The sequence below is a fragment of the Acidovorax sp. Root568 genome (assembly GCF_001427445.1).
GTDB classification, from domain to species: domain Bacteria; phylum Pseudomonadota; class Gammaproteobacteria; order Burkholderiales; family Burkholderiaceae_C; genus Acidovorax; species Acidovorax delafieldii.
The window spans coordinates 353,339-377,094 of sequence record NZ_LMGP01000010.1 but is presented as its reverse complement, the minus strand read 5'-3'; the positions used below and the strand labels follow the sequence as shown (position 1 = coordinate 377,094).

Sequence of the window (23,756 nt, the reverse complement as noted above, 5' to 3'; positions counted from 1 at the left end):
GTCGCTGCGACAGCCTTCTATTATGGCACAGCTTTTCAGGCCGACTGGAGAGTTCGCCAAATTGTTTTGCCACCGCTGGCCTTGTCGATCTGCATGAGCACCTCGGCATGGGCTGCCTGCTCCTGCTCGCTCGCCCGGAGCACCGGCAGCGCAAGGCCACGCAAATCGATGGCTGCCACCTTCACGCCGTCAGCGCTGTCATGGCCATCGTCGGCGATCAGCAAGGCATCCTGCCCGCGTGTGAGATTGATGTAGACGTCGGCCAGCAGCTCGGCGTCGAGCAAGGCGCCGTGCAGCGTACGGCCCGAGTTGTCCACGCCCAGGCGGTCGCACAGGGCGTCCAGCGAGTTGCGCTTGCCCGGGTACATCTCCTTGGCCATGGCCAGCGTGTCGGTCACGCTTTGCACATAGGTGCCAAACGCCGGGCGCCCCACCAGCTCCAGTTCCTTGTTGAGAAAGCCTACGTCGAACGCTGCGTTGTGGATGATGATCTCGGCGCCCTGCAGGTACTGCAGGATGTCGTCCACCACGTCGGCAAATTTGGGTTTGTCCTTCAGGAACTCGTTGCTGATGCCGTGCACCTTCAGCGCATCTTCATGGCTGTCACGGCCAGGGTTGAAGTACAGATGCAGGTTGTTGCCGGTCAGCTTGCGGTTGAGCAGCTCCACGCAACCCAGTTCAATGATGCGGTCACCACCTTCGGCCGAAAGGCCGGTGGTCTCAGTGTCCAGGACAATTTGCCGGGACATCAGTGGTTTTCCTTGGCATGGTTGATCGTGTACTTCGGAATTTCAACGATCAGGTCGGTCTGCGCCAGGATGGCCTGGCAGGACAGGCGCGACTGCGGCTCCAGGCCCCAGGCGCGGTCCAGCAGGTCTTCTTCCTCTTCTTCTGCCGCATTCAGCGAGTTCAGCCCCTGGCGCACGATGACGTGGCAGGTGGTGCAGGCACAGCTCATGTCGCAGGCATGCTCGATGTTGATGTGGTTGTCCAGCAGGGCCTCACAGATCGAGGTGCCTGCGGGCGCCGTGATCTCAGTGCCAGCGGGGCAGTATTCGGGATGGGGAAGGATCTTGATGACAGGCATGGGGTGGTCTTTTTCTTGTTCAGAGGGATGCGCTGGCTCGTATCACAGGCTCGCAACGTTCTTGCCGGCCAGGGCCTGCTGGATACCGCGGTTCATGCGCTGGGCTGCAAACGCCTCGGTGCCCTTGGCCAGGGCTTCCGCGGCGGCCTCGATGGCCGCGGCATCGTCGGCGTCGCGCTGGTGGCGCAAGGCCACCATCAGAGCGTCGATGGCAGCCCGCTCCTTGGGGCTGAGCACGTCGCCATCCGCGTCAAGCGCGCTTTGCGTGGCAATCAGCATGCGGTCGGCGTCCACGCGGGCCTCGACCACGGCACGGGCTTTCATGTCCTGCGCGGCCGTGGCAAAGCCATCCTGCAGCATGCGCGCGATCTGATCGTCCGTGAGGCCATACGACGGCTTCACGTCAATGCGGGCCTCCACCCCACTGCCCTGCTCTTTCGCGGCCACGCTCAGCAGGCCATCGGCATCGACGGTGAAGGTCACACGGATACGCGCAGCGCCTGCCGCCATCGGGGGAATACCGCGCAACTCAAAGCGCGCCAGGCTGCGGCAGTCCTGCACCAGGTCACGCTCGCCTTGCACCACATGGATGGCCAGCGCGGTCTGTCCGTCCTTGTAGGTCGTGAAGTCCTGCGCCTTGGCGGTCGGAATGGTCTCGTTGCGCGCAACAATGCGCTCCACCAACCCGCCCATGGTTTCGATGCCCAGGGACAGCGGAATCACGTCCAACAGCAGCAGGTCGCCAGCCGTGTTGTTACCGGCCAGCTGGTTGGCCTGGATGGCGGCACCCAGCGCGACCACTTCGTCGGGATTCAGGTTGGTCAGTGGCTTCTTGCCAAAGAACTCCGCCACGGCCCGCTGGACCTGCGGCATGCGGGTGGAGCCGCCCACCATGACCACGCCCTGCACTTCATCGCGCGCCAGATGCGCATCGCGAAGGGCACGGCGCACAGCCGCCATGGAGCGGGCGGTCAAATCGGCCGTCACCGCGTCAAAATCCAACCGTTTGACGTCAAATTGCACAGAAGCGCTAGATAGCTCTGCCTTGAATGCTACCAAATCAGTAGCAGTCAAGGCCTCCTTGCAGGCGCGTGCAGCCATGCGCACGGCCGACTTGTCGGCTGGTGTGACCGCCTGTTGCCCCACCTGCTGCAGCACCCAGTCTGCCAGCGCAGCGTCGTAGTCGTCGCCTCCGAGGGCAGAGTCGCCGCCCGTGGCGATCACTTCGAACACGCCCTGCGTCAGGCGCAGGATGGAAATATCAAACGTACCCCCACCCAGGTCATAGACGGCGTAGACGCCCTCGCTGGCGTTGTCCAGGCCATAGGCAATCGCCGCCGCAGTGGGCTCGTTGATCAGGCGCAGCAGGTTGATGCCAGCGAGCTTGGCCGCATCCTTGGTGGCCTGGCGCTGGGCGTCGTCGAAGTAAGCAGGCACGGTGATCACTGCGCCATACAGATCATCATTGAAGGTGTCTTCAGCGCGGTAGCGCAGCGTGGCCAGAATCTCGGCACTGATCTCGACGGGCGACTTGTTGCCATCCACCGTGGCCAGGCTGACCATACCGCCCTCGCCGCCATCAGCAGCTGTCACGAAGTCGTATGGCAGCTTGCCCGCTTCCGCCACGTCCTTGAGGCCACGCCCCATGAAGCGTTTGGCCGAGGCAATGGTGTTGCGTGCATCCTGGGCCTGCGCCGCCACGGCGTCATATCCGATCTGGCGACCGCCGTTGGCCAGGTAGCGCACCACCGAGGGCAGCAGCACCCTGCCCTGTGCATCGGGCAGGCATTCGGACACACCATTGCGCACAGCGGCAACCAGAGAATGGGTGGTGCCCAGGTCAATGCCCACCGCGATGCGCCGCTGGTGCGGGTCGGGGGACTGGCCGGGTTCGGAGATCTGCAAAAGCGCCATGAAATTTCGGGTCTCAACGTGGTGGGGGACGCCATCACCTCAGCAAGCGACAGGGGCCCCAGGGGGAAAGCAAAACCGCTCTATTGTCCCAGTTGCTCTCGGCGACGTTCTATGTCGTCCGCAAATCGCGCAATGAACATGAGGGCTCTGACCTGGCGGGCCGCGCCGGCATAGTCCTGCTGCTGGTCGATGAGTTGCTCGCACTGCGACAGAGCGGCACGCCGGGCTTGTTCCACCTCATCGTCCAGTGCGTCCAGCTCGCTGTCTGCGCGGGCATCTTCCAGTGCCTCGCGCCATTCCATCTGCTGCATCAAAAACGCAGCGGGCATGGCGGTGTTGTCTTCGGCACGGATAGGCGCTCCGTGCAGTTCGCACAGATAGGCCGCCCGGCGCATGGGGTCCTTCAGGCGTTGGTAAGCCTCGTTGATGCGCACGGACCACTGCATCGCTACGCGCTGCGCCGCAGCGCCTTGCGCAGCAAACTTGTCGGGGTGGGCTTCGCGCTGCAGTTCCTTCCAGCGCGCGTCGATGGCGCTGCGTTCTTGTGCAAAGCGGCACGCCAGGCCAAACAGTTCGAAGTCGTCAGATTGCAGATTCATGCGCAAGGGGGCGTGAAGAAAATCCAAGAAAAAACCGCCAGCACAGAGCGCGTTGGCGGTTTGGCGTTACATCAGCTGAAGACGTTCAGACGCGGAAGCTCTCCCCGCAACCGCAGCGATCACGCTCGTTGGGGTTGTTGAACTTGAAGCCTTCGTTCAGCCCCTCACGGACAAAGTCCAGCTCGGTGCCATCGATGTAGGCCAGGCTCTTGGGGTCAATCAGCACCTTGACGCCGTGGTTTTCAAACACGATGTCCTCGGGCTCGCTCGCGTCCACATACTCCAGCTTGTAGGCAAGCCCCGAGCAGCCGGTCGTCTTGACCCCCAGACGCACGCCCAACCCCTTGCCACGGCGGGCAAGGTAGCGGTTGACGTGCCGGGCTGCAGCTTCTGTCAGCGTAATGGCCATGTCTCTCGATCTATCCGTCAAACAATCAGGCGGCAGTGGCCGTGGCGGCGTGCTTGGTCTTGTAGTCCAGCACAGCTGCCTTGATGGCATCTTCCGCCAGGATGGAGCAGTGGATCTTGACGGGCGGCAAGGCCAGCTCTTCGGCGATCTCGCTGTTCTTGAGCGCTGCGGCTTCGTCCAGCGTCTTGCCCTTGACCCACTCGGTCACCAGCGACGAGGAGGCAATCGCCGAGCCACAGCCGTAGGTCTTGAAGCGGGCGTCTTCGATCACGCCGGTTTCAGGGTTCACCTTGATCTGCAGCTTCATCACGTCGCCGCAGGCAGGCGCGCCCACCATACCGGTGCCCACCGAATCGTCACCCTTGTCGAACGAACCCACGTTGCGGGGGTTCTCGTAATGGTCAACCACTTTGTCTGAATAAGCCATGATGTGTACCTCTTCAATGCGTCCAGAATGTGTGCGGAATCAGTGAGCAGCCCACTGGATGGTGCTGATGTCGATGCCGTCCTTGTACATCTCCCACAGCGGGCTCAGTTCGCGCAGGCGGGCCACGTTCTCGCGAATGGTGGAGATGGCGTAGTCAATCTCTTCCTCGGTCGTGAAACGGCCGATGGTCATGCGCAGGCTGCTGTGGGCCAGCTCGTCGCTGCGGCCCAAAGCGCGCAGCACATAGCTGGGCTCCAGGCTGGCAGAGGTGCAGGCCGAGCCCGAAGACACCGCCAGGCCCTTGATACCCATGATGAGCGATTCGCCTTCGACGAAATTGAAGCTCATGTTCAGGTTCTGCGGCACACGACGCTCCAGGCTGCCGTTGATGTAGACCTGTTCGATGTCCTTGAGGCCGTCGAGCAAGCGCTGCTGCAGGGCCTTGGCCTTGGCGTTGCTCTCGGCCATTTCTTCCTTGGCGATGCGGAAAGCCTCGCCCATGCCCACGATCTGGTGCGTGGGCAAGGTGCCCGAACGCATGCCGCGTTCATGGCCGCCACCGTGCATCTGGGCTTCCAGCCGCACGCGGGGCTTGCGGCGCACGTACAGCGCACCGATGCCTTTGGGGCCGTAGGTCTTGTGGGCGGTCATGCTCATCATATCGATGGGCAGCACGTTCATGTCGATCTCGACACGGCCCGTCGCCTGGGCGGCATCCACATGCAGCAGGATGCCCTTCTCACGGCACAGGGCGCCAATGGCGGGGATGTCCTGGATCACACCGATTTCGTTGTTCACGAAGAGGATGCTGATCAGCACGGTGTCTGGACGGATGGCAGCCTTCAGGGCATCCATGTTGACCAAGCCGTCTTCCTGCACGTCCAGATAGGTGGCTTCAAAGCCTTGGCGCTCCAGCTCGCGCATGGTGTCCAGCACGGCCTTGTGCTCGGTCTTAAGGGTAATGAGGTGCTTGCCCTTGCCCTTGTAGAAATGCGCAGCGCCCTTCAAGGCCAGGTTGATGGACTCTGTCGCGCCGCTGGTCCAGACGATTTCGCGGGGGTCGGCACCGATCAGGTCCGCCACCTGCACACGCGCTTTTTCCACCGCCTCTTCGGCCTCCCAGCCCCATGCGTGGCTGCGCGATGCCGGGTTACCAAAGTGCTCACGCAACCAAGGAATCATGGCGTCCACCACGCGGGGGTCTACCGGGGTCGTGGCGCCATAGTCGAGGTAAATGGGGAAGTGCGGGGTCATGTCCATGGCTGGCTCAGTAAAGGGTTCTGGCTGGCAAACAGAAGAGGCAGAACAAACAAGAAAACGATTAAAACGCGGTCAGGGCAGTGCCGACCCCAGGGCCAGCACCACGCCTCTGAAGTCAGGATTTGGCGAAAACATTACCCAACGCGAACACCGAGTTCGGGGCATTCACGCGGATGGGCTTGACCACCGGGGTGGTGGAGATGGCGCGGCGCACCACGGGCTTGTCTTCGATTTGCACGCCCTTGGCGAGCTGCTCGTCCACCAGTTTTTGCAGGGTGACGGAATCCAGGAATTCGACCATGCGCTGGTTCAGCGAGGCCCACAACTCGTGCGTCATGCAACGACCGGCTTCACCCAGGCAGTTTTCCTTGCCACCACATTGGGTGGCGTCGATGGGCTCGTCCACCGAAACAATGATGTCTGCCACGGTAATGTCGCCCGCCTTGCGGGCCAGCGTGTAACCGCCGCCGGGGCCACGGGTGGATTCCACCAGCTCATGGCGGCGCAGCTTGCCAAAGAGTTGCTCCAGGTACGACAGCGAAATCTGCTGACGCTGGCTGATGGCAGCCAGCGTGACGGGGCCGTTGTTCTGACGCAGGGCCAGGTCAATCATGGCGGTGACCGCAAAACGGCCTTTGGTTGTGAGACGCATCGCAAGCTCCTTGTGCTAAGGCTTGTTCGTTGAAGAAACCGCCTGCGCTGACTGTTTGCCAGCGAGGCACCGTCTCCGCCCCTTACTCCGCACAGTCACCTGCCACGGAGCCCTTCATCGTTGGGCTGTTTTGTTGAGTGTTTTGTGCAAGTATAGCACAAATCCCTATTGATTCTGTCGGGTTAAAAAACCAAATAGTTATTAATCGACTCAATAGTATTTTCTCATCGCATTCCCAATCGCAATCCCTTTTACAAGGCCACGGAATCGCTGCCGTGCGCGCCAAAGGCCTGGTCCTTGAGACGCGTGAGCTGGTCGCGCACCCGGGCCGCCTGCTCGAACTCTAGGTTGCGCGCATGTTCCAGCATGAGCTTTTCCAGGCGCTTGATCTCGCGTGCCACGTCTTTCTCGGACATGTCCTCCACCTGCGCGCGCTGCAATGCTTCCTGCTCCAGGCGCTCGGCGTCCTTGCCGGCTTTTTCGCTGTACACGCCGTCAATCAGGTCTCTTACCCGCTTGACAATGCTGCGCGGCGTGATCCCGTTGGCCTCGTTGTATGCGATCTGCTTGATGCGCCGGCGTTCCGTCTCACCCATGGCTTTTTTCATGGAGTCGGTGATGCGGTCGGCGTACAGGATGGCATGGCCGTTCAAGTTGCGCGCTGCACGGCCAATGGTCTGTATCAGGCTGCGCTCGGCGCGCAAGAAGCCCTCCTTGTCCGCATCGAGGATCGCCACGAGTGACACCTCAGGAATGTCCAGCCCCTCGCGCAGCAGGTTGATGCCCACCAGCACGTCAAACGCCCCCAGGCGCAGGTCACGGATGATCTCCACCCGCTCCACGGTGTCCACATCGCTGTGCAGGTAGCGCACCTTGGCACCGTTGTCGGTGAGATAGTCGGTCAACTGCTCGGCCATGCGCTTGGTCAACGTGGTAATGAGTACGCGCTCATGCTTTTCTACACGAATGCGTATTTCTTGTAGCACGTCATCCACCTGATGGGTGGCTGGACGAACTTCCACCACCGGGTCCACCAAGCCCGTGGGGCGCACTACCTGATCCACCACCTGGCCTGCATGGGTCTTTTCGTAGTCGGCGGGCGTGGCCGATACAAAGATCACCTGCCGCATGCGTTGCTCAAACTCCTCGAACTTGAGCGGTCGGTTGTCCAGGGCCGAAGGCAGGCGAAAACCATATTCGACCAGCGTGGTCTTGCGCGAGCGGTCGCCGCTGTACATCGCGTTGAGCTGGCCGATCATCTGGTGGCTTTCGTCCAGAAACATGATCGCGTCCTTGGGCATGTAGTCGGTCAGCGTGCTGGGCGGATCGCCCGGCGCCGCGCCGGACAGGTGGCGCGTGTAGTTCTCGATGCCTTTGCAGTGGCCCACTTCGCTCAGCATTTCCAGATCAAATCGCGTGCGCTGCTCCAGCCGCTGCGCTTCGACCAGCTTGCCGTCAGCCACCAGCTGCTGCAGGCGCTCGGCCAGTTCCAGCTTGATGGTCTCGACCGCCGCCAGCACCTTGTCGCGCGGCGTCACGTAGTGGCTGCTGGGGTACACGGTAAAACGCGGGATCTTCTGCTTGACGCGGCCCGTGAGCGGGTCGAACAGCTGCAGGCTCTCAATCTCGTCGTCAAACAGCTCAATGCGAATCGCCAGCTCGGAGTGTTCGGCCGGGAACACATCGATGGTGTCGCCCCGCACACGGAACTTGCCTCGGCTGAAATCCGCCTCGTTGCGCTGGTACTGCATGCGGATCAACTGGGCGATCACGTCCCGCTGCCCCAGCTTGTCCCCCACCCGCAGCGTCATCACCATACGGTGGTAGCTCTCGGGCTCGCCAATGCCGTAGATGGCCGACACAGTGGCCACGATCACCACATCGCGCCGCTCCATCAGGCTCTTGGTGCAAGACAGCCGCATCTGCTCGATGTGCTCGTTGATCGCGCTGTCCTTCTCGATGAACAGGTCGCGCTGCGGCACGTAGGCCTCTGGCTGGTAGTAGTCGTAGTAGCTGACGAAATATTCCACGGCGTTCTTGGGAAAGAACTCGCGGAACTCGCTGTACAGCTGCGCGGCCAGTGTCTTGTTGGGCGCAAAGATGATGGCCGGGCGTCCCATGCGTGCGATCACGTTGGCCATGGTGAAGGTCTTGCCCGATCCCGTCACACCCAGCAGCGTCTGGAAGGTTTCCCCATCATTCAGTCCCTCCACCAGCTTGTTGATGGCCTCGGGCTGGTCGCCTGCCGGTGGATACGGCTGGAACAGTTCAAACGGGGAATCGGGGAAGCGGACGAACTCGCCGTCTTGCTTTTCAGTTATGACTTCTGTGATATCCGGCATGGGGGCGGTCAACGGGTGGTGAAGGCGGGCCGTTAAAATCGGCCGAACCCGGCACAGTACACCACGCCCGGATTCTTCGCTACTGACAACCTTTCAAGGATTTTCATGTCTCTGTTCACCGCCGTCGAAATGGCCCCCCGCGACCCCATCCTGGGCCTCAACGAGCAATTCAACGCCGACACCAACCCCAACAAGGTCAACCTGGGCGTCGGCGTTTATTTCGACGACAACGGCAAGCTGCCCCTGCTGCAATGTGTGCAGGCCGCAGAAAAGACCATGATGTCCACCCCCACGGCCCGTGGCTACCTGCCCATCGACGGCATCGTGGCGTACGACAACGCCGTCAAGAGCCTGGTGTTCGGCGCTGAGAGCGAACCCGTGAAGTCTGGCCGCGTAGCCACCGTGCAGGCCATCGGCGGCACCGGCGGCCTCAAGATCGGTGCCGATTTCCTGAAGAAGGTCAGCCCCAACGCCAAGGTGCTGATCTCCGACCCCAGCTGGGAAAACCACCGCGCGCTGTTCACCAACGCCGGTTTTGAAGTCGATACCTACGCCTACTACGACGCTGAAAAGCGCGGCGTGAATTTCGAAGGTTTCCTGGCCAGCCTGAATGCAGCCGCCCCCGGCACTATCGTCGTGCTGCACGCCTGCTGCCACAACCCCACCGGCTACGACATCACCGCCGCGCAGTGGGACCAGGTCATCGCCGTCGTCAAGGCCAAGGGCCTGACGCCCTTCCTGGACATGGCCTACCAGGGCTTTGGCCACGGCATCGCCGAAGACGGCGCCGTGATCGGCAAGTTTGTGGCTGCCGGCCTGAACTTCTTTGTGTCCACATCTTTCAGCAAGAGCTTCAGCCTGTACGGCGAACGCGTGGGCGGCCTGTCGGTGCTGTGCGCCGACAAGGAAGAAGCCGGCCGCGTGCTGAGCCAACTGAAGATCGTGATTCGCACCAACTACTCCAACCCACCCATCCACGGTGGCGCAGTGGTGGCCGCCGTGCTGAACAACCCTGAGCTGCGCGCGATGTGGGAAAAAGAACTGGCCGAAATGCGCGTGCGCATCAAGGCCATGCGCCAAAAGCTGGTGGACGGCCTCAAGGCTGCGGGAGTGAAGCAGGACATGTCCTTCATCACCACCCAGATCGGCATGTTCAGCTACTCCGGCCTGTCCAAGGACCAGATGGTTCGCCTGCGCAACGAGTTCGGCGTGTACGGTACCGACACCGGCCGCATGTGCGTGGCCGCCCTGAACAGCAAGAACATCGACTACGTCTGCCAGGCCATTGCAAAGGTCGTCTGAGCACGATGAGGAAGCGGCGCTCGCGCGCCGCTTTGTGAGCGAAACGCTCCAGAACCCGCACAACGCGGCCCTTCTGGAGCGTTTGCCGTTTCTGGGCCTGCCCGACGCGTGGCTGGTGGCGGGCTGCCTGTTCCAGACGGTGTGGAACCTGCACTCTGGCCTGGAGCCCACCGCGAACATCAAGGACTACGACCTGTTCTACTTCGACGGCAACGACTTGTCCGAATCGGCGGAGCAGCAGGTGCAAGCCCGCGCCACCGCCCTCTTCGCCGACCTGCCCATCACCGTCGAAGCCAAGAACCAGGCCCGCGTGCACCTCTGGTACGAGCGCTGGTTTGGTTACCCGTATGCGCCGCTGCAGTCCGCCCGCAACGGGATCGAGCGTTTTCTGGTGCCCTGCACCTGCGTGGGCCTGCAACCTGCCATCACCCCCGGCGTTGCTCGGCCCACGCTGTACGCGCCGTACGGACTGGAAGAGCTGTACGCAGGACTTCTCAAACCCAACCCCGCCTGCCCGCACCTGCCGTTGTTTGAGGCCAAAGCGCAAAGCTACCGCGAACGCTGGCCGTGGCTGACGATCCAGACCGCAGGTCACGCGACGGCCTGAAGACGCCCCACCGCTGCGACGCGGCGATTTCAGGCATTTTTGGCCTCAAGCGCTAGATGTACATGCGTCAATAGCTATCAAAAAAGAAGCAATCAATCGGCTTCAGAAAGCATCCATCAGCCCCACAGCACCGACCGCATCGAGATCGATGCCGACTGATAGCCCGTGTTGAAAAAGCGGGGCATCTCGCTGGGCAGCACGGCTCCCGCTGCGTAAAGCAGCGGCAGGTAGTGCTCGTAAGTGGGGTGCGCCTGCTGGGCCACGGCGCCCAGGTTCTGGAAGTCCTGCAAGGCGCCCAGCTGGCCCTTCTTGATCTGCTCCTGCACCACGGTGTCGAACTCCGTGGCCCAGTCGTAGGCTTCGTTGGCAGCCGAGCCACGGCGGGATGCGCGCAGGTTGTGCACGATGTTGCCGCTGCCCACAATGAGCACACCCCGCTCGCGCAGGGCCTTGAGTTGCTGGCCCAGTGCATAGTGCTCGGCCGGTGCTCGGCTGTAGTCCATGCTGAGCTGCATCACCGGGATACGCGCCTGGGGGAACATGGGCTTGAGCACCGACCAGGTGCCGTGGTCCAGCCCCCACTCGCCCTCGTCCACGCCGAGGGCGGCGCCCGTGGCGGGGGATTTCAGCTCCTTGGCCAGGCTGCGCGCCACGGCCGGTGCGCCAGGCACGGGGTACTGCTGGTCGAACAGCGCCTGCGGGAAGCCGCCAAAGTCGTGAATGGTTTTGGGGTTGGCCATGCCGGTGAGCTGCCAGCCACCACGCGTGAGCCAGTGGGCCGACACACACAGGATGAGCTGCGGCTGCACGGCGCGCGCCATCAGTTCCGTACCCATGGCCTGCCAGCTGCGGCGCCAGGCGTTGTCCTCGATGGCGTTCATGGGGCTGCCGTGGCCCACAAACAGCACAGGCATGCGGGGCGAGGGCTTGAGCGCCTGCAATGCAGATGCCGTGGCGGCGCTGCTCAGGGACGTGGTCATGAAAGCTCCCGGAAAGGCGGCCAGGCCCGTGAGGGCGGCCAAAGAGGTTCTGCGTTGCATGGGTCAGGGAGCGTAACAAATTATGTATAACGCAGGGAGTGAGCCCGCGCACGCCCCTGAAGTTCCGGCGCCGCGCCTTCCTTTCAAAACCACAACACCGAGACAAGCCACCACCCATGACAAACGCCCTGCCCCAGCCCCTGCGCAACACCCGCGTCCTGAGCCTTGCACTGAACCTGCCTGGCCCCGCCGCCCTGATGCGCTGTGCACGCATGGGCGCCGAGTGCACCAAGCTCGAACCGCCCCCGCCCCTCGGCTACCCCAGTGCCGACCCGATGGGCATCTACAGCCCTGCGGCCTATGCCACGCTGCACCAAGGCGTGCGCGTGGTGCATGCCCACCTCAAAACGACCGAAGGCCAGGCCACGCTGCATGCAGAGCTGGCAAGCACCGATGTGCTGATCATCTCGTTCCGTCCGTCGGCCTTGGCCAAGCTGGGCCTCTCCTGGGAGGCGCTTCAATCAAAATATCCACGCCTCTCGTTGGTACGCATCGTGGGCGCGGCGGCCGAGCGGGCCGAAGAGCCCGGCCACGACCTCACCTACCTGGCCGACGCCGGCCTGGTGACCGGCACCGAGATGCCACCCACCCTGTACGCCGACATGGGTGGCGCCCTGATGGCCAGCGAGGCCGTGCTGCAGGCCCTGCTGGAGCGCGCCCACACCGGCAACGGCGTGTGCATCGAAGTCGCCCTGGCCGACGCCGCTGCCTGGCTGGCCCAGCCGCGCGACTGGGGCCTGACCACCCCCGAGGGCGACGTGGGGGGCAACCACGCAGGCTACCGCATCTACCCCTGCGCCGACGGCCGCGTGGCCGTGGCCGCGTTGGAACCCCACTTCGCCGCCAGCCTGTGTTCTGCCGCAGGCTTGCCCGCCACGGGCGACCCGCAGGTGCTGCGCGCCCCCGCCACCCACGCGGCCGTGGCGGCGTTCTTGCGCACACAGACCCGCGCGCAGCTTGATGCTTTGGCGGTGGCGCACGACATTCCTTTGCACACCCTGGCCTGAAAGCATTTCCTGACCGATGCAGAAACAAGGCACCGTCGTCCGCTGGGACGCCAGCCGCGCCTTCGGCTTTATCCGCAGCCCTGACACGTCCGCCGATGTGTTCTTTCATGTGCGGGACTACCGGGGTACCGCCCCGCCCCGCGAAGGGCTCGCCGTGGTGTACGAGGAGATTCATGTCGGCGGAAAAGGGCCCCGGGCTATGGCGGTGTTGCCCGCTGCAAACGCGGGTGGCGCGTTCCAGCCCCGCAGCACGGCACCAACGCAGCCGCCCCCTGCGCACCCAACGCGGCGCGCGCCGGTGCAACGGGCGGGGCAACCTCCGGCCGCCAGGCGCAGGCGCCCTGTGGCGGCCATCGAACCGACCACTCCCACCGGCTCGGCGCTGATACGGCTACTCATGCTCGGCTGGGCGGGGCTGCTGGCCTGGGGCCTCTGGGCAGGCCGACTACCGTGGTGGGTGCTGGGCGCGGCGGTCGCCGTCAACCTCCTGACCTTTCTGGTCTACGCCATCGACAAAAGCGCCGCGCAAAACGGCCGGTGGCGCACCAAGGAAAGCCACCTGCACCTGCTGAGCCTTGCAGGCGGCTGGCCCGGCGCATGGTGGGCCCAGCAGTGGCTGCGGCACAAATCCCGCAAGGCGGAGTTTCGCGCGGTGTATTGGGCGACGGTGGTGCTGCATTGCGCGGCGCTGGGGGCCTGGCTGGGCGGATGGCTGGGCTAGCAGATACGGTCAAAAACTTACAAATTGATAGCAACCAACCCATGAAGCACTAGCGCACCAAGCGCTTTTTTCACATATTCTTGTGACCCAGCCCACTGCAACGCAAAGCGGGCTGACGCACGGATGGCCCGCTGGCCTACACAGCACGCTGGGAGGCCCGGTTTCAATCCCAAAGGTCTGAAACACTTCGGGAGATGCCCATGAAACCCCTCGTCCTTGATTCCACCATGACCACCATGGGCGGCGTTTTCTACCCCACCGGCCAGGTGTTTGCGCTGTTCCCCGACGAGGACTGCGCCCGCCAGGCCGCACTCGCATTGCAGGCAGCAGGCCATCAGGGCGATGTCGCCTACGCCAGCCCCGAAGTCATCCTGCAAGAAATTGTGCACACCCTGGGCACTGCAGATGCGCCGCTGCCATCTGTGGGCGCCGAAGGCGACATGGTGCGGCGCATTGCCGACCTGGCGGGCTCCGGCCACCACGGCATTCTGATCGCAATGAACGACAAGGACGACACCGACACGCTGGTGGCAGCCATTGCCCCCGAAGGCGCGGTCACGGCGTTCTATTACCGCACCTTCATCATCGAAGACCTGATCTCGCAGCCCGCAGACGATGGCCCGCAGTCCGTGCTGGTGGGCACCCACGCTGCGGCGCCGTAAACACCGGCTTCTGTCAGGCCGGGCAACACCTGGGCGGAGCCAGCGATGGCCCGCCGCGCGCAGGTTCAGGTGCGGGTGCGCATCGGCATGGCGGCCATTCCCCGCAAGCACAAGGGGTTGCCAAACTTTGCATGCGCTGGCAAGTTGATCTCTATATAGTGGGCCGGAAGCACCGCACCGCCGAATCAGCCACGCGTCCCAGGACAACCCTGGACCGCAGGCATTGATGGAGCATGCGGACACACTGATGAGGGCGCGCCGGATGGGGCCACCAGGCATCACTGGCGCAAGCAGCTTGGCACGAGGCGAGGGACCCATCCATGGATGTATTGCAGCCGGTCGAGCGAAGGCCTGTGCCGTTGACGTTGCGGGTGACCTGGCCTTTCATCACCATGGTGTTGCTGCTGGCGGTGTGCGCCACGGCCAGCCTGCATGTTTTGTCCTCGGTGCGTGCCTTCGTCGCTGGCGAAAGCCTATGGACCAAAGGCCAGAAGGACGCCATCTATTTTCTCAACCAGTACGCCATCACCGGCTCCCCCCAGGCCTTTGAAGGGTTCACCCGCGCCATGGAGATCCCGCTGGGCGACCGGGCGGCCCGGCTGGCCCTGGAGCCAGGCCAGGTGCAGACGGATGTGGCGCGCGACGGCTTTCTGCGCGGTGGCAACCACCCCGATGACATTGACGGCCTGATCTGGCTGCTGCGCTACTTTGACGGCTTTGATCTGGTGAAGAAGCCGGTAGACCAATGGCTGGTGGGCGACGAGTACATCCGTGCGCTGCGCGAGCTGTCGCACGAGATCCACCAGCGCAACACCGCCGGCACAGCGGACGCCCCCACCCGCGAACGGTGGCAGAACACCATCCGCGAGATCAACGCGGGCGTGACCCCGGCGGCCCGGAACTTCAGCGAGGCCCTGGGCGAAAGCTCGCGCCACATCGTGCTCCTGCTGATGTGGACCAACATGGGCATGGCCCTGGTGCTGATTCTTCTGACCCTGTGGCACACGCACAAGTTGCTGGCCCAGCGCCAGAACGCGGAGCGCGCCCTGGAGGTCGAGCGGGAACAGGCGCGCACCACGCTGGCCGCCATTGGCGATGCCGTGGTGACGACCAACATCCACGGCGAGGTCACCTACATGAATCCTGCCGCAGAAACCTTGCTGGCCCGCCCAGCCGCCCAGGCCACTGGGCAACCTCTGGCGCAGTTGCTGGTCTTCGAAGGTGATGCACCACCCCTGTCGGCCGACGCCCTGGTGCAGACGCTGCTGCGCAGCGATGGTGCCGCCAAGGGCAACATCCACCGCACGCTGGTGCGACCGGACCAGAGCATCGTTCCGGTGAGGCTGGTGGGCTCTCCCATCCGGCACCGGGGTGTGCTGACCGGGGCGGTGCTGGCGCTGCACGACGTCACGCGCGAGCAACACTACGTAGAGCAGCTCTCGTGGCAGGCCAGCCATGATGCGCTGACGGGCCTGGTGAACCGGCGCGAGTTCGAGCACCGGCTTGAAGCCCTGCTCAACCACCCGCGCCAGCCGGGCCGTGAGGGCTCGCTGCTCTACGTGGACATGGACCAGTTCAAGCTCATCAACGACACCTGCGGCCACCAGGCCGGCGACGAGATGCTGCGGGAGGTCTGTCGCATGCTGCAAAGCCACCTGCGCGAAGGGGACACGCTGGCACGGCTGGGCGGCGACGAATTCGGCATCCTGCTCAAGGACTGCCCCGTTGGCCCCTCGGCGCGCATTGCAGAGCAATTGCGCCAGGCTGGCCAGGACCTGCGCCTGGCGTGGGAAGGCCAGCAGCTCAGCACGGGCCTCTCCATCGGCATGGTGCAGCTCATCCCAGCGCTCACCTCCATCCAGGAGGCCATGCGCGTGGCCGACATGGCCTGCTACCGTGCCAAGGAAGGTGGGCGCAACAGGGTGTTCATCTACCAGCCCGAAGACATCGAGATGACCCGGCGCGAAGGCGACATGGACTGGGTGCGGCGCCTGCGCCTGGCGCTGGAGCACAACCGTTTCCAGCTGTACGCGCAGACCATCCGCGCGCTGCAAGGCACCGGTGATGAAGGCCTGCACATGGAGGTGCTGCTGCGCCTGCGCGAGGAGGAAAACGGCCAGCTGGTAGCGCCCGGCACCTTCATCCCGGCCGCCGAGCACTACGGGATGATGCCGTCCATCGACCGCTGGGTGATCCGCCACACACTGCAGGCGCTGGCGCAGCACCAGCGCACACCGGGCGCCCAGCCGCTGCACACCTGCGCCATCAACCTCTCGGGCACCAGCCTGGGCGACGACAGCCTGCTCAAGTACATCCGTACCACGCTCAACGAATCCGGGCTGGACCCCGCGCTGCTGTGCTTCGAGATCACCGAGACCAGCGCGATATCGCACCTGCCCAACGCGGTGCGCCTGATGAAGGAGCTGCAGCAACTGGGCTGCAGGTTCGCGCTCGATGACTTCGGCGCGGGCATGTCGTCCTTCACCTACCTCAAGCACCTGCCGGTGAACTACCTCAAGATCGACGGCGCTTTCGTGAAGGACCTTCTGCAAGACCCCACCAACCATGCCATGGTGGAAATGATCCACCGCATCGGCCACGTGATGGGCAAGCAGACGATTGCCGAGTTCGCCGAGTCCGAAGCCACCGTGGATGCATTGCGACTCATCGGCGTGAACTACGCCCAAGGCTATGCGGTGGCAAAGCCCGTGCCGCTGTCGGAATGTCTGGCGAGGGACTACACGACCACCTGACCACCGCGCGGGCCTGGCGCGCATGAGCTCCGCCACCCCGCCGATGCGGTTGGTGCGGCATGCCAGCGCCCCGTTTCAGCCTGCAGATGCAATGGGCAGATGGACGCCCTGCCCGCCCCGCCACGCAAGCACGCTGGCAGCGGACTATCGCGCTTTCTTGAACGGTTTGCCGCCAGCAGCCGGCTTGGCCGCGCCCCCGGTCACGCGCGGCGGCAGGCCCGTGTGTTGGGTCAGGATGCGGCCTTTCGTGGGCTGCTGCACCGTGCGCGACGCAGGTGCCACGGCGGGCTTAGCCCCTGTCGGGGTCGAGTTCTTGCGCCGCGCACTCTGGTAACCACCGTCGGTGAGCGGCTGGAAGGTCGGAATCAGGTGGTGCTTGCCGTTACCGATCAGGTCCGCCCGGCCCATGGCCTTGAGCGCATCGCGCAGCAGCGGCCAGTTGTTCGGGTCGTGGTAGCGCAGGAAGGCCTTGTGCAGGCGGCGGCGCTTTTCGCCGCGCACGATGTCCACAGACTCTTCATCCACATCGCGCATTTCGCGGCGCACGCGGGTCAGCGTGTTGCGGCCCGAGTGGTACATGGCCGTGGCCGTGGCCATGGGGCTGGGGTAGAAGGTCTGCACCTGGTCGGCGCGGAAGCCGTTCTTCTTCAGCCAGATGGCGAGGTTCATCATGTCCTCGTCACTGGTGCCCGGGTGCGCGGCGATGAAGTACGGGATCAGGAACTGCTTCTTGCCCGCCTCTTCGCTGAACTTCTCGAACATCTGCTTGAACTTGTCATAGCTGCCGATGCCCGGCTTCATCATCTTGGTGAGCGGGCCCTGCTCTGTGTGCTCGGGCGCGATCTTGAGGTAGCCCCCCACGTGGTGCTGTACCAGCTCCTTCACGTACTCCGGCGATTTCACCGCCAGGTCGTAGCGCAGGCCCGATCCGATGAGTATCTTCTTGATGCCCTTGAGCGCGCGGCCACGGCGGTAGATCTTGATCAGCGGGCCGTGATCGGTGGTGAGGTTCTGGCAGATGCCGGGGTACACGCAGCTGGGCTTGCGGCAGGCGGCCTCGATCTCGGGGCTGCGGCAGCCCAGGCGGTACATGTTGGCCGTGGGGCCACCCAGGTCGCTGATGGTGCCTGTGAAGCCCTTGACCTTGTCGCGGATGTCCTCGATCTCCTGGATGATCGAATCTTCCGATCGGCTCTGGATGATGCGGCCCTCGTGCTCGGTGATGGAGCAAAAGGTGCAGCCGCCAAAGCAGCCGCGCATGATGTTGATGGAGAACCGGATCATCTCCCACGCGGGGATCTTGGTCGCGCCGTCATGGCTGCCGTTTTCGTCGGCGTAGCTAGGGTGCGGGCCACGCGCGTAAGGCAGGTCGAACACGTAGTCCATCTCGGCCGTGGTCAGCGGGATGGGGGGCGGGTTGATCCACACATCACGCGCCGTCACACCCTCGCCATGGGCCTGCACCAGTGCACGCGCGTTGCCAGGGTTGGTCTCCAGGTGCAGCACGCGGTTGGCGTGGGCGTAGAGCACGGGGTCGCTTTTGACCTGCTCGTAGCTGGGCAGGCGGATCACGCTCTTCTCGCGCGGGGGCACCTTGAGCTTGGCCTTGAGCGCCGGATTGGCAACAAACTGGATCGGCTGAATGGCAGGGTTGGGGCTGTTTTGGCCGGTAGCGCCGGTGTTATTTGCGGTGCCCGCTACAGAATCAGTAGCATTCCCATCCTCTTTGCTGCAGGTGCTGCCTTGGGCCGCAGCCTGCTCGCTGGTGGTCATGTACGGGTTGATGTGCGCCTCTACGCGGCCGGGCTCGTCCACCGTGGTGGAGTCGATCTCGAACCAGCCCTTGCCGCTCTCGTCGTCCGGTCGGCGCACAAAGGCCGTGCCGCGCACATCGGTGATCTGCTCCACCGGTTCACGCGCTGCGATGCGGTGGGCTACTTCAACAAGCGCACGCTCGGCGTTCCCGTACAGCAGCAGATCGCACTTGCTGTCCACCACGATGGAGCGGCGCACCTTGTCGCTCCAGTAGTCGTAGTGGGCGATACGGCGCAGGCTGCCTTCAATGCCGCCCAGGATGATGGGCACGTCCTTGTAGGCCTCGCGGCAGCGCTGGCTGTAGACGATGGCCGCACGATCGGGGCGCTTGCCGCCCACATCGCCAGGGGTGTAGGCGTCATCGCTGCGGATCTTCCGGTCGGCGGTGTACCGGTTGATCATCGAATCCATGTTGCCCGCCGTCACGCCCCAGAACAGGTTGGGCTTGCCCAGCGCTTTGAAGGGCTCGGCGCTCTGCCAATCGGGCTGGGCGATGATGCCCACGCGAAAGCCCTGCGCCTCCAGCGTGCGGCCGATCACGGCCATGCCAAAGCTCGGGTGGTCCACATACGCGTCGCCCGTCACCAGGATGATGTCGCAGCTGTCCCAGCCCAGTTTCTCCATCTCGGCGCGGCTCATCGGCAGGAACGGTGCCGTGCCAAAGCGCTTGGCCCAGTACGGACGGTAGCTGGTCAAGGGCTTTGCGGCGCGCGCAAAAAAGGAGACGTCAACGGGGGCGTTCATGCAAAGGGGGTCGCGGCCGCCCCCGGTGCGATGGGGGCCTTCGTGGGGCGCGTCTGTGGTGGATAACCCGTGATTTTACGTTGGCGGACGGTTTTTGTCGCCTTGGCGGCCCTTGCCCCTCACTGTTACAGGCTTGATGGCCGTCAGACATATACTTGCTTTTGTCAATTAATTAACTGACAGAGGCATTTATGAGCGACAACACCTCTACCCTTCCCGAGTCCGTCCCGGTGCCTGCGAGTGCGGTGAAAGCCGTGCGCCGGTTCAACCGCTTCATCACCCGCCGCATTGGCGTGCTGGACCCGTACCTGGGCAGCAAGCTGTCGCTGACCGACGTGCGCGTGCTCTACGAGCTGGCCCATCGCGAGGCCCCTGTGGCCAGCGAACTGGCGCGGGAGCTGGGGCTGGACGGCGGGTACATGAGCAGGATATTGCGGCGTTTTGAGCAGGCCGGGTGGATAGAACGGCACGCCAACACCAAGGACGCGCGGCAAAGCCTGGTCACGCTCACCGCGGCTGGACGCGAGGCGTTCGAGCCGCTGCAGCAGCGTTCGCGCGACGAAGCTGCCGCACTGCTGGCCCCCTTGCCCCCGGCTCGGCGCCAGGAGGTCGTGGAGGCCATGGAACGGATCGAAACCCTGCTGTCCTCCCCCTCCAACGCGGCGGATGGCACCCGAATCGCCGTCCTGCGCGACCCTTTGCCCGGCGACATGGGCTGGGTAGTGCAGCAGCATGGCGAGATCTATGGGCGCGAGTACGGCTGGGACAACCGTTTTGAGGCCTTGGTGGCAGACATCGCAGCGCAGTTCTTGCGCAAGTTCCAGCCCGCATGGGAGAAAGCCTGGATCGCCGAGCTGGATGGCGAGCGCGTGGGCTCGGTGTTTGTGGTGCGCAAATCGGCCACCACGGCGCAGCTGCGCATGCTCATCCTCAGCCCCAAAGCCAGGGGCCTCGGCCTGGGCGCCCGCCTCACCGACGAATGCATTGCCTTTGCACGTGCAAGAGGTTACAAAAAGATGGTTCTCTGGACCAACAGCTGCCTCACGGCTGCGCGTGGCATCTACGGTCAGCGCGGTTTTCGGCTGGTCAAGACCGAGCCCTACGAAGGCTTTGGTCAGCAATTGGTGGGAGAGACCTGGGAGCTAAAGCTTTGAAATGAGGCAACACGACCCGCTGCCCGACCAGCGGCCTTCAACGCGAGGCCACGGAGTATCTCTATGACTTTGTCCGATTCGCTTTTGATTCGCCCGGTCACGGCCGACGATGACCTCGCACGCCTGACCACCCTCATCCACTGCGCCTATGCACCCCACGCGCTGCGGGGTCTGCGCTACTGGGGCACCCACCAGTCTGTGGAAGATACTGCGAAGCGGTTTGCTTCAGGCACGGGGTTGGTGATGCTGGACGGCGAAGACTATGTGGGCACTGTCACGCTGCGACCGCCGCAACCCGAATCCTCCGTGCCGCTGTACCGCGACCCTTCGGTGTGGTCTTTGTGCCAGTTCTGCATCACCCCTGACACCAAAGGCCAGGGTTACGGCAAACAGCTGCACGCCTATTCCCTGGATTATGCCCGCAAGGCAGGTGCCCGGGTCATGGCGCTGGACACTGCGCAACCCGCCACGGCCTTGATAGCGATGTATGAATCCTGGGGTTACAGGGTGGTCGGCGAGTGCGACTGGCGCCCTTTGACCAACTACACCAGTGTGCTCATGGCACGCGACCTGGGCGCAGCAGACGGTTGCATGGGCAACACCGGCTGACGGGACGCTGCGTGGCTTGTTACGTTACGCAGCACGCCGTATCACCACTCGCCGATTTCCCGCACGCGCTGAGCCAGGTCCGGCATCTCGTCGTCGTGCTCTTCCATTGCGTTTGGCATCGCGCCGGTCGATGCCACCGTGCTGGCACCCGATGCGTGGGAGACCGAGGGAGAGATTAAACGGCCAAACAGATGGCTGGCGAGAGAGGTAGGCAAAGGTGCAGAGAGCGAAGTGGCAAACATGGCGGTTCCTTTTCTGATGGCCCGGGTGCTTTCAAATGAGTAGCAACAGCGTAGGCCACAGCAACAAGTCCGCAGTGTAGGAACGCACGCCTACGGCGTGTGTGACAGAACGCACATTCCCAACGCGATTTGTGCCGATCCACACCCTTCAGGGTCCGGGCTGTGACTTCCGTCACACACGGCTCCCTGCTGGCACCCAAAGCGCTCGCCGTACACTCGCTGCCCCATGCCCCAGACTCTGGCTGCCCCGGCGCACAGCGAACTCATCATCAAGAAAAGCCGCTTCATCGGCTGCGTGCAGCCCATGGCCGACCGCGCCAGCGCTCAGGCGGCAGTGGATGCGCTGTGGAAGCAACACCCTGGCGCAGCCCATATCTGCTGGGCGCTACTGGCGGGCGGACAGTCAGCTGCGGTGGACGACGGCGAGCCCGGCGGCACCGCCGGCCGCCCTATGCTGGACGTGTTGCGCCACCAGGACCTGGAAGGCGTGCTGGCCACGGTGGTACGCCACTTTGGCGGTGTCAAGCTGGGCGCGGGCGGCCTGGTGCGCGCCTACACCGACACAATTGCCCAGGCACTGCTGACGGCCCCCAAGGTCACGCTGCAGCGCATGGCCCTGCTGCAGTGCCAGGTGCCCTATGCCCTGGAAGGCCTGCTGCGCCGCGAAATTGAAGCTGCTGGCGCCGAATTGGTGGACGTGCAGCATGGCACCCTGGTCACCTTGCAGCTGCGCCTGCCCCAGACGCAAGCCACCCCTTTTGTGCAACGCATCAACGACCACGGGCAAGGCCGAGTGGGCTGGACGGACCCCGAGGCCTGATCGGACGCCGAGACCGGGCCCCCAAAGGGCAACCAGCTCGGTTTTCACATGCGCGCAAGCGCCCTCAGCGGCCTCACTGAAACGGCCTGTGCGCCTACAACGTTGCGGCGGCTCGCGCATCACACTCCGGGTTTTCAGACTCCGAGAAAGCCCCATGGCCCAACCGCTCGACACCATCATCATTGGCGCAGGCACGGCGGGCCTGGCCGCGCTGCGTGAAGTGCGCAAGCGCACCGACCGCTACCTCATTGTCAATGAAGGCCCCTGGGGCACTACCTGCGCCCGCGTGGGCTGCATGCCGTCCAAAGCGCTGATCGAGGCGGCCAACGCTTTCCACCGGCGCCACACTTTTGAAGCATTTGGCCTTCGGGGCGCCAGTGCATTGACCGCAGACCTGCCTTCCGTGCTCCAGCGCGTGCGCGCACTGCGCGACGACTTCGTGGCGGGCGCCCTCAAAGCCACCAATGAACTGGGCAGCAACCAGGTGTCAGGGCGCGCCACGCTGCTGGGACCGCGTTTGGTGGACATTGATGGCACGGCTTACGCCACGCGCAGCATCATCATCGCCACGGGGTCACGCCCACGTGTGCCCGAGGCATGGCTGGCATTTGGCGACCGCATGCTCACCACCGACACCTTGTTCGAACAACCAACCCTAGGCCCCCGCATTGCAGTGATCGGCATGGGCCCGATTGGAGTGGAGCTGTCGCAAGCGCTCGCGCGGCTGGGCCTGCAGGTGGCTGCGTTCACCACTGGCCACACGCTGGCTGGCTTGAGCGACCCAACGCTGAATGCCGAGCTGGCGGCCCTGCTCAAGCAGGATATGGTGCTGCACATGGGCGCCGAGGCGCAGCTGCGCGAAGTGCCTGGAGGCATTGAAGTCGCCAGCGGCGCCAACCGCGTGGTAGTGGATCAGGTCATCGCCGCCATGGGCCGGGTGCCCAACATTGAACACCTCGGCCTGGAGACACTGGGCGTCCCGCTGGATGCGCGCGGCCTGCCCACCGTAGACCCACAAACCCAGCAAATTGGCAATTTGCCGGTGTTTCTGGCGGGTGACGCCAACACCCACACCCCGTTGTTGCACGAGGCGGCCGATGAAGGCCATATTGCAGGCCTGAACGTCCTGGCCCCCACTCCCACGCGCTTTCGGCGCCGCACCTTGCTGTCCATCGTGTTCGCCGACCCCAACATCGCCATTGTGGGACCGCGCGTGGCCGACATGGACGCGCACAGCACCGTCACCGGCACCGCCAGCTACACAAACCAGGGCCGTGCCCGCACCGCCCAGCGCAACCATGGACGCCTGTGCGTCTATGCGGACCATGCCAGTGGTCGCCTGCTGGGCGCCGAGCTGTGCACCCCTGACGGCGAGCACCTGGCGCACCTGCTGGCCTTGGCCGTGCAGCAGCAACTGACAGTGCACGACCTCTTGGGCATGCCCTTCTATCACCCCACGCTGGAAGAAGGCCTGCGCACCGCCTTGCGCGACGCAGCCCGCCAGCTGCCACACACCCACGCCTCCGACCTGGCCGCCTGCCCAGCCCTTGGGGTACCCGCGCTGGACTAGGCGGAGCACTACAGAGCAGG

The 23,756-nt window shown here is 64.1% G+C and carries 22 protein-coding genes; 10 read left to right on the top strand and 12 right to left on the bottom strand.

The window, feature by feature from the left end; genetic code table 11:
• Positions 1-35 precede the first annotated feature (35 nt).
• The 9 genes from dnaQ to uvrB all read right to left on the bottom strand — a co-directional run bounded on the left by dnaQ (position 36) and on the right by uvrB (position 8,690).
• Positions 36-749, bottom strand: a complete 714-nt coding sequence (gene dnaQ, locus ASD75_RS08325) for a DNA polymerase III subunit epsilon (RefSeq protein ID WP_056744681.1) — start codon at positions 747-749, stop codon at positions 36-38.
• A complete protein-coding gene (fdx, locus tag ASD75_RS08320; RefSeq protein WP_056744679.1) occupies positions 749-1,087 on the bottom strand; it encodes an ISC system 2Fe-2S type ferredoxin in 339 nt (112 codons plus the stop codon). Before fdx ends, dnaQ begins: the two co-directional genes overlap by 1 nt.
• A 42-nt stretch (positions 1,088-1,129) precedes the next feature.
• Positions 1,130-3,001, bottom strand: coding sequence for a Fe-S protein assembly chaperone HscA (hscA, locus tag ASD75_RS08315; protein WP_056744677.1), 1,872 nt, complete (start codon positions 2,999-3,001; stop codon positions 1,130-1,132).
• Positions 3,002-3,081: 80 nt separating this feature from the next.
• The gene (gene hscB, locus ASD75_RS08310) at positions 3,082-3,600 is read right to left on the bottom strand and encodes a Fe-S protein assembly co-chaperone HscB (RefSeq protein WP_056744674.1); all 519 of its coding nucleotides are present in this window, start codon (positions 3,598-3,600) and stop codon (positions 3,082-3,084) included.
• 85 nt (positions 3,601-3,685) lie between these two features.
• Positions 3,686-4,009: an iron-sulfur cluster assembly protein IscA gene (gene iscA / locus ASD75_RS08305; protein ID WP_056063043.1), complete on the bottom strand. Its 324-nt coding sequence runs from the start codon at positions 4,007-4,009 to the stop codon at positions 3,686-3,688.
• Positions 4,010-4,034: 25 nt separating this feature from the next.
• On the bottom strand, positions 4,035-4,436 hold the full coding sequence (iscU, locus tag ASD75_RS08300; protein WP_056744672.1) for a Fe-S cluster assembly scaffold IscU: 402 nt from the start codon (positions 4,434-4,436) through the stop codon (positions 4,035-4,037).
• A gap of 39 nt (positions 4,437-4,475) precedes the next feature.
• Positions 4,476-5,696: an IscS subfamily cysteine desulfurase gene (locus ASD75_RS08295; protein ID WP_056744670.1), complete on the bottom strand. Its 1,221-nt coding sequence runs from the start codon at positions 5,694-5,696 to the stop codon at positions 4,476-4,478.
• Positions 5,697-5,811: 115 nt separating this feature from the next.
• Positions 5,812-6,348: a Fe-S cluster assembly transcriptional regulator IscR gene (iscR, locus tag ASD75_RS08290; RefSeq protein ID WP_015013980.1), complete on the bottom strand. Its 537-nt coding sequence runs from the start codon at positions 6,346-6,348 to the stop codon at positions 5,812-5,814.
• Positions 6,349-6,599: 251 nt separating this feature from the next.
• Entirely contained in the window at positions 6,600-8,690 is a 2,091-nt protein-coding gene (uvrB, locus tag ASD75_RS08285; RefSeq protein WP_056744668.1) for an excinuclease ABC subunit UvrB, read from the bottom strand.
• Positions 8,691-8,795: 105 nt separating this feature from the next.
• Here uvrB and ASD75_RS08280 point away from each other — a divergent pair, with 105 nt between their 5' ends.
• Both ASD75_RS08280 and ASD75_RS08275 read left to right on the top strand, forming a co-directional pair.
• Entirely contained in the window at positions 8,796-9,992 is a 1,197-nt protein-coding gene (locus ASD75_RS08280) for an amino acid aminotransferase (RefSeq protein WP_056744665.1), read from the top strand.
• A gap of 34 nt (positions 9,993-10,026) precedes the next feature.
• Positions 10,027-10,599, top strand: coding sequence for a nucleotidyltransferase family protein (locus tag ASD75_RS08275; protein WP_235511578.1), 573 nt, complete (start codon positions 10,027-10,029; stop codon positions 10,597-10,599).
• 116 nt (positions 10,600-10,715) lie between these two features.
• On the opposite strand, the gene ygiD is transcribed toward ASD75_RS08275, so the two are convergent.
• The gene (ygiD, locus tag ASD75_RS08270) at positions 10,716-11,621 is read right to left on the bottom strand and encodes a 4,5-DOPA dioxygenase extradiol (protein WP_056744662.1); all 906 of its coding nucleotides are present in this window, start codon (positions 11,619-11,621) and stop codon (positions 10,716-10,718) included.
• 134 nt (positions 11,622-11,755) lie between these two features.
• On the opposite strand from ygiD, the gene ASD75_RS08265 reads away from it, so the two are divergent.
• The 4 genes from ASD75_RS08265 (at position 11,756) to ASD75_RS08250 (ending at position 16,782) form a co-directional block, all read left to right on the top strand.
• A complete protein-coding gene (locus ASD75_RS08265) occupies positions 11,756-12,646 on the top strand; it encodes a CoA transferase (protein WP_056744660.1) in 891 nt (296 codons plus the stop codon).
• Positions 12,647-12,662: 16 nt separating this feature from the next.
• Positions 12,663-13,367 (top strand): cold shock and DUF1294 domain-containing protein, encoded by a 705-nt coding sequence (locus ASD75_RS08260; RefSeq protein WP_056744659.1) that lies wholly within the window; start codon positions 12,663-12,665, stop codon positions 13,365-13,367.
• A gap of 200 nt (positions 13,368-13,567) precedes the next feature.
• Positions 13,568-14,029, top strand: a complete 462-nt coding sequence (locus tag ASD75_RS08255; RefSeq protein ID WP_056745148.1) for a hypothetical protein — start codon at positions 13,568-13,570, stop codon at positions 14,027-14,029.
• Positions 14,030-14,349: 320 nt separating this feature from the next.
• Positions 14,350-16,782 carry an EAL domain-containing protein gene (locus ASD75_RS08250; RefSeq protein ID WP_235511577.1) on the top strand — a complete coding sequence of 811 codons (2,433 nt, stop codon included), beginning with the start codon at positions 14,350-14,352 and terminating at the stop codon, positions 16,780-16,782.
• A gap of 144 nt (positions 16,783-16,926) precedes the next feature.
• Here ASD75_RS08250 and ASD75_RS08245 read toward each other — a convergent pair whose 3' ends face one another.
• Entirely contained in the window at positions 16,927-19,341 is a 2,415-nt protein-coding gene (locus ASD75_RS08245) for a YgiQ family radical SAM protein (RefSeq protein ID WP_056744655.1), read from the bottom strand.
• 191 nt (positions 19,342-19,532) lie between these two features.
• Here ASD75_RS08245 and ASD75_RS08240 point away from each other — a divergent pair, with 191 nt between their 5' ends.
• Positions 19,533-20,495 (top strand): bifunctional helix-turn-helix transcriptional regulator/GNAT family N-acetyltransferase, encoded by a 963-nt coding sequence (locus ASD75_RS08240; RefSeq protein WP_056744653.1) that lies wholly within the window; start codon positions 19,533-19,535, stop codon positions 20,493-20,495.
• 63 nt (positions 20,496-20,558) lie between these two features.
• Positions 20,559-21,104 (top strand): GNAT family N-acetyltransferase, encoded by a 546-nt coding sequence (locus ASD75_RS08235; protein WP_056744651.1) that lies wholly within the window; start codon positions 20,559-20,561, stop codon positions 21,102-21,104.
• Positions 21,105-21,145: 41 nt separating this feature from the next.
• On the opposite strand, the gene ASD75_RS08230 is transcribed toward ASD75_RS08235, so the two are convergent.
• Positions 21,146-21,346: a hypothetical protein gene (locus ASD75_RS08230; RefSeq protein ID WP_056744648.1), complete on the bottom strand. Its 201-nt coding sequence runs from the start codon at positions 21,344-21,346 to the stop codon at positions 21,146-21,148.
• 226 nt (positions 21,347-21,572) lie between these two features.
• Here ASD75_RS08230 and ASD75_RS08225 point away from each other — a divergent pair, with 226 nt between their 5' ends.
• Together ASD75_RS08225 and ASD75_RS08220 are read left to right on the top strand one after the other, a co-directional pair.
• On the top strand, positions 21,573-22,166 hold the full coding sequence (locus tag ASD75_RS08225; protein ID WP_056744645.1) for a YigZ family protein: 594 nt from the start codon (positions 21,573-21,575) through the stop codon (positions 22,164-22,166).
• A gap of 154 nt (positions 22,167-22,320) precedes the next feature.
• Positions 22,321-23,736 carry a dihydrolipoyl dehydrogenase gene (locus ASD75_RS08220; RefSeq protein WP_056744644.1) on the top strand — a complete coding sequence of 472 codons (1,416 nt, stop codon included), beginning with the start codon at positions 22,321-22,323 and terminating at the stop codon, positions 23,734-23,736.
• Positions 23,737-23,756: the final 20 nt, after the last annotated feature.

Coding starts and splice junctions, on each gene's coding strand:
- dnaQ (WP_056744681.1), bottom strand. CDS start 749: ATGTCCCGGCAAATTGTCCTGGACACTGAGACCACCGGCCTTTCGGCC.
- fdx (WP_056744679.1), bottom strand. CDS start 1,087: ATGCCTGTCATCAAGATCCTTCCCCATCCCGAATACTGCCCCGCTGGC.
- ASD75_RS08245 (WP_056744655.1), bottom strand. CDS start 19,341: ATGAACGCCCCCGTTGACGTCTCCTTTTTTGCGCGCGCCGCAAAGCCC.
- ASD75_RS08265 (WP_056744660.1), top strand. CDS start 11,756: ATGACAAACGCCCTGCCCCAGCCCCTGCGCAACACCCGCGTCCTGAGC.
- iscU (WP_056744672.1), bottom strand. CDS start 4,436: ATGGCTTATTCAGACAAAGTGGTTGACCATTACGAGAACCCCCGCAAC.
- ASD75_RS08225 (WP_056744645.1), top strand. CDS start 21,573: ATGCCCCAGACTCTGGCTGCCCCGGCGCACAGCGAACTCATCATCAAG.
- ASD75_RS08235 (WP_056744651.1), top strand. CDS start 20,559: ATGACTTTGTCCGATTCGCTTTTGATTCGCCCGGTCACGGCCGACGAT.
- ASD75_RS08295 (WP_056744670.1), bottom strand. CDS start 5,696: ATGGACATGACCCCGCACTTCCCCATTTACCTCGACTATGGCGCCACG.
- ASD75_RS08230 (WP_056744648.1), bottom strand. CDS start 21,346: ATGTTTGCCACTTCGCTCTCTGCACCTTTGCCTACCTCTCTCGCCAGC.
- ASD75_RS08240 (WP_056744653.1), top strand. CDS start 19,533: ATGAGCGACAACACCTCTACCCTTCCCGAGTCCGTCCCGGTGCCTGCG.
- ASD75_RS08250 (WP_235511577.1), top strand. CDS start 14,350: ATGGATGTATTGCAGCCGGTCGAGCGAAGGCCTGTGCCGTTGACGTTG.
- ASD75_RS08255 (WP_056745148.1), top strand. CDS start 13,568: ATGAAACCCCTCGTCCTTGATTCCACCATGACCACCATGGGCGGCGTT.
- iscA (WP_056063043.1), bottom strand. CDS start 4,009: ATGGCCATTACGCTGACAGAAGCTGCAGCCCGGCACGTCAACCGCTAC.
- iscR (WP_015013980.1), bottom strand. CDS start 6,348: ATGCGTCTCACAACCAAAGGCCGTTTTGCGGTCACCGCCATGATTGAC.
- uvrB (WP_056744668.1), bottom strand. CDS start 8,690: ATGCCGGATATCACAGAAGTCATAACTGAAAAGCAAGACGGCGAGTTC.
- hscB (WP_056744674.1), bottom strand. CDS start 3,600: ATGAATCTGCAATCTGACGACTTCGAACTGTTTGGCCTGGCGTGCCGC.
- ASD75_RS08220 (WP_056744644.1), top strand. CDS start 22,321: ATGGCCCAACCGCTCGACACCATCATCATTGGCGCAGGCACGGCGGGC.
- ASD75_RS08280 (WP_056744665.1), top strand. CDS start 8,796: ATGTCTCTGTTCACCGCCGTCGAAATGGCCCCCCGCGACCCCATCCTG.
- ASD75_RS08260 (WP_056744659.1), top strand. CDS start 12,663: ATGCAGAAACAAGGCACCGTCGTCCGCTGGGACGCCAGCCGCGCCTTC.
- hscA (WP_056744677.1), bottom strand. CDS start 3,001: ATGGCGCTTTTGCAGATCTCCGAACCCGGCCAGTCCCCCGACCCGCAC.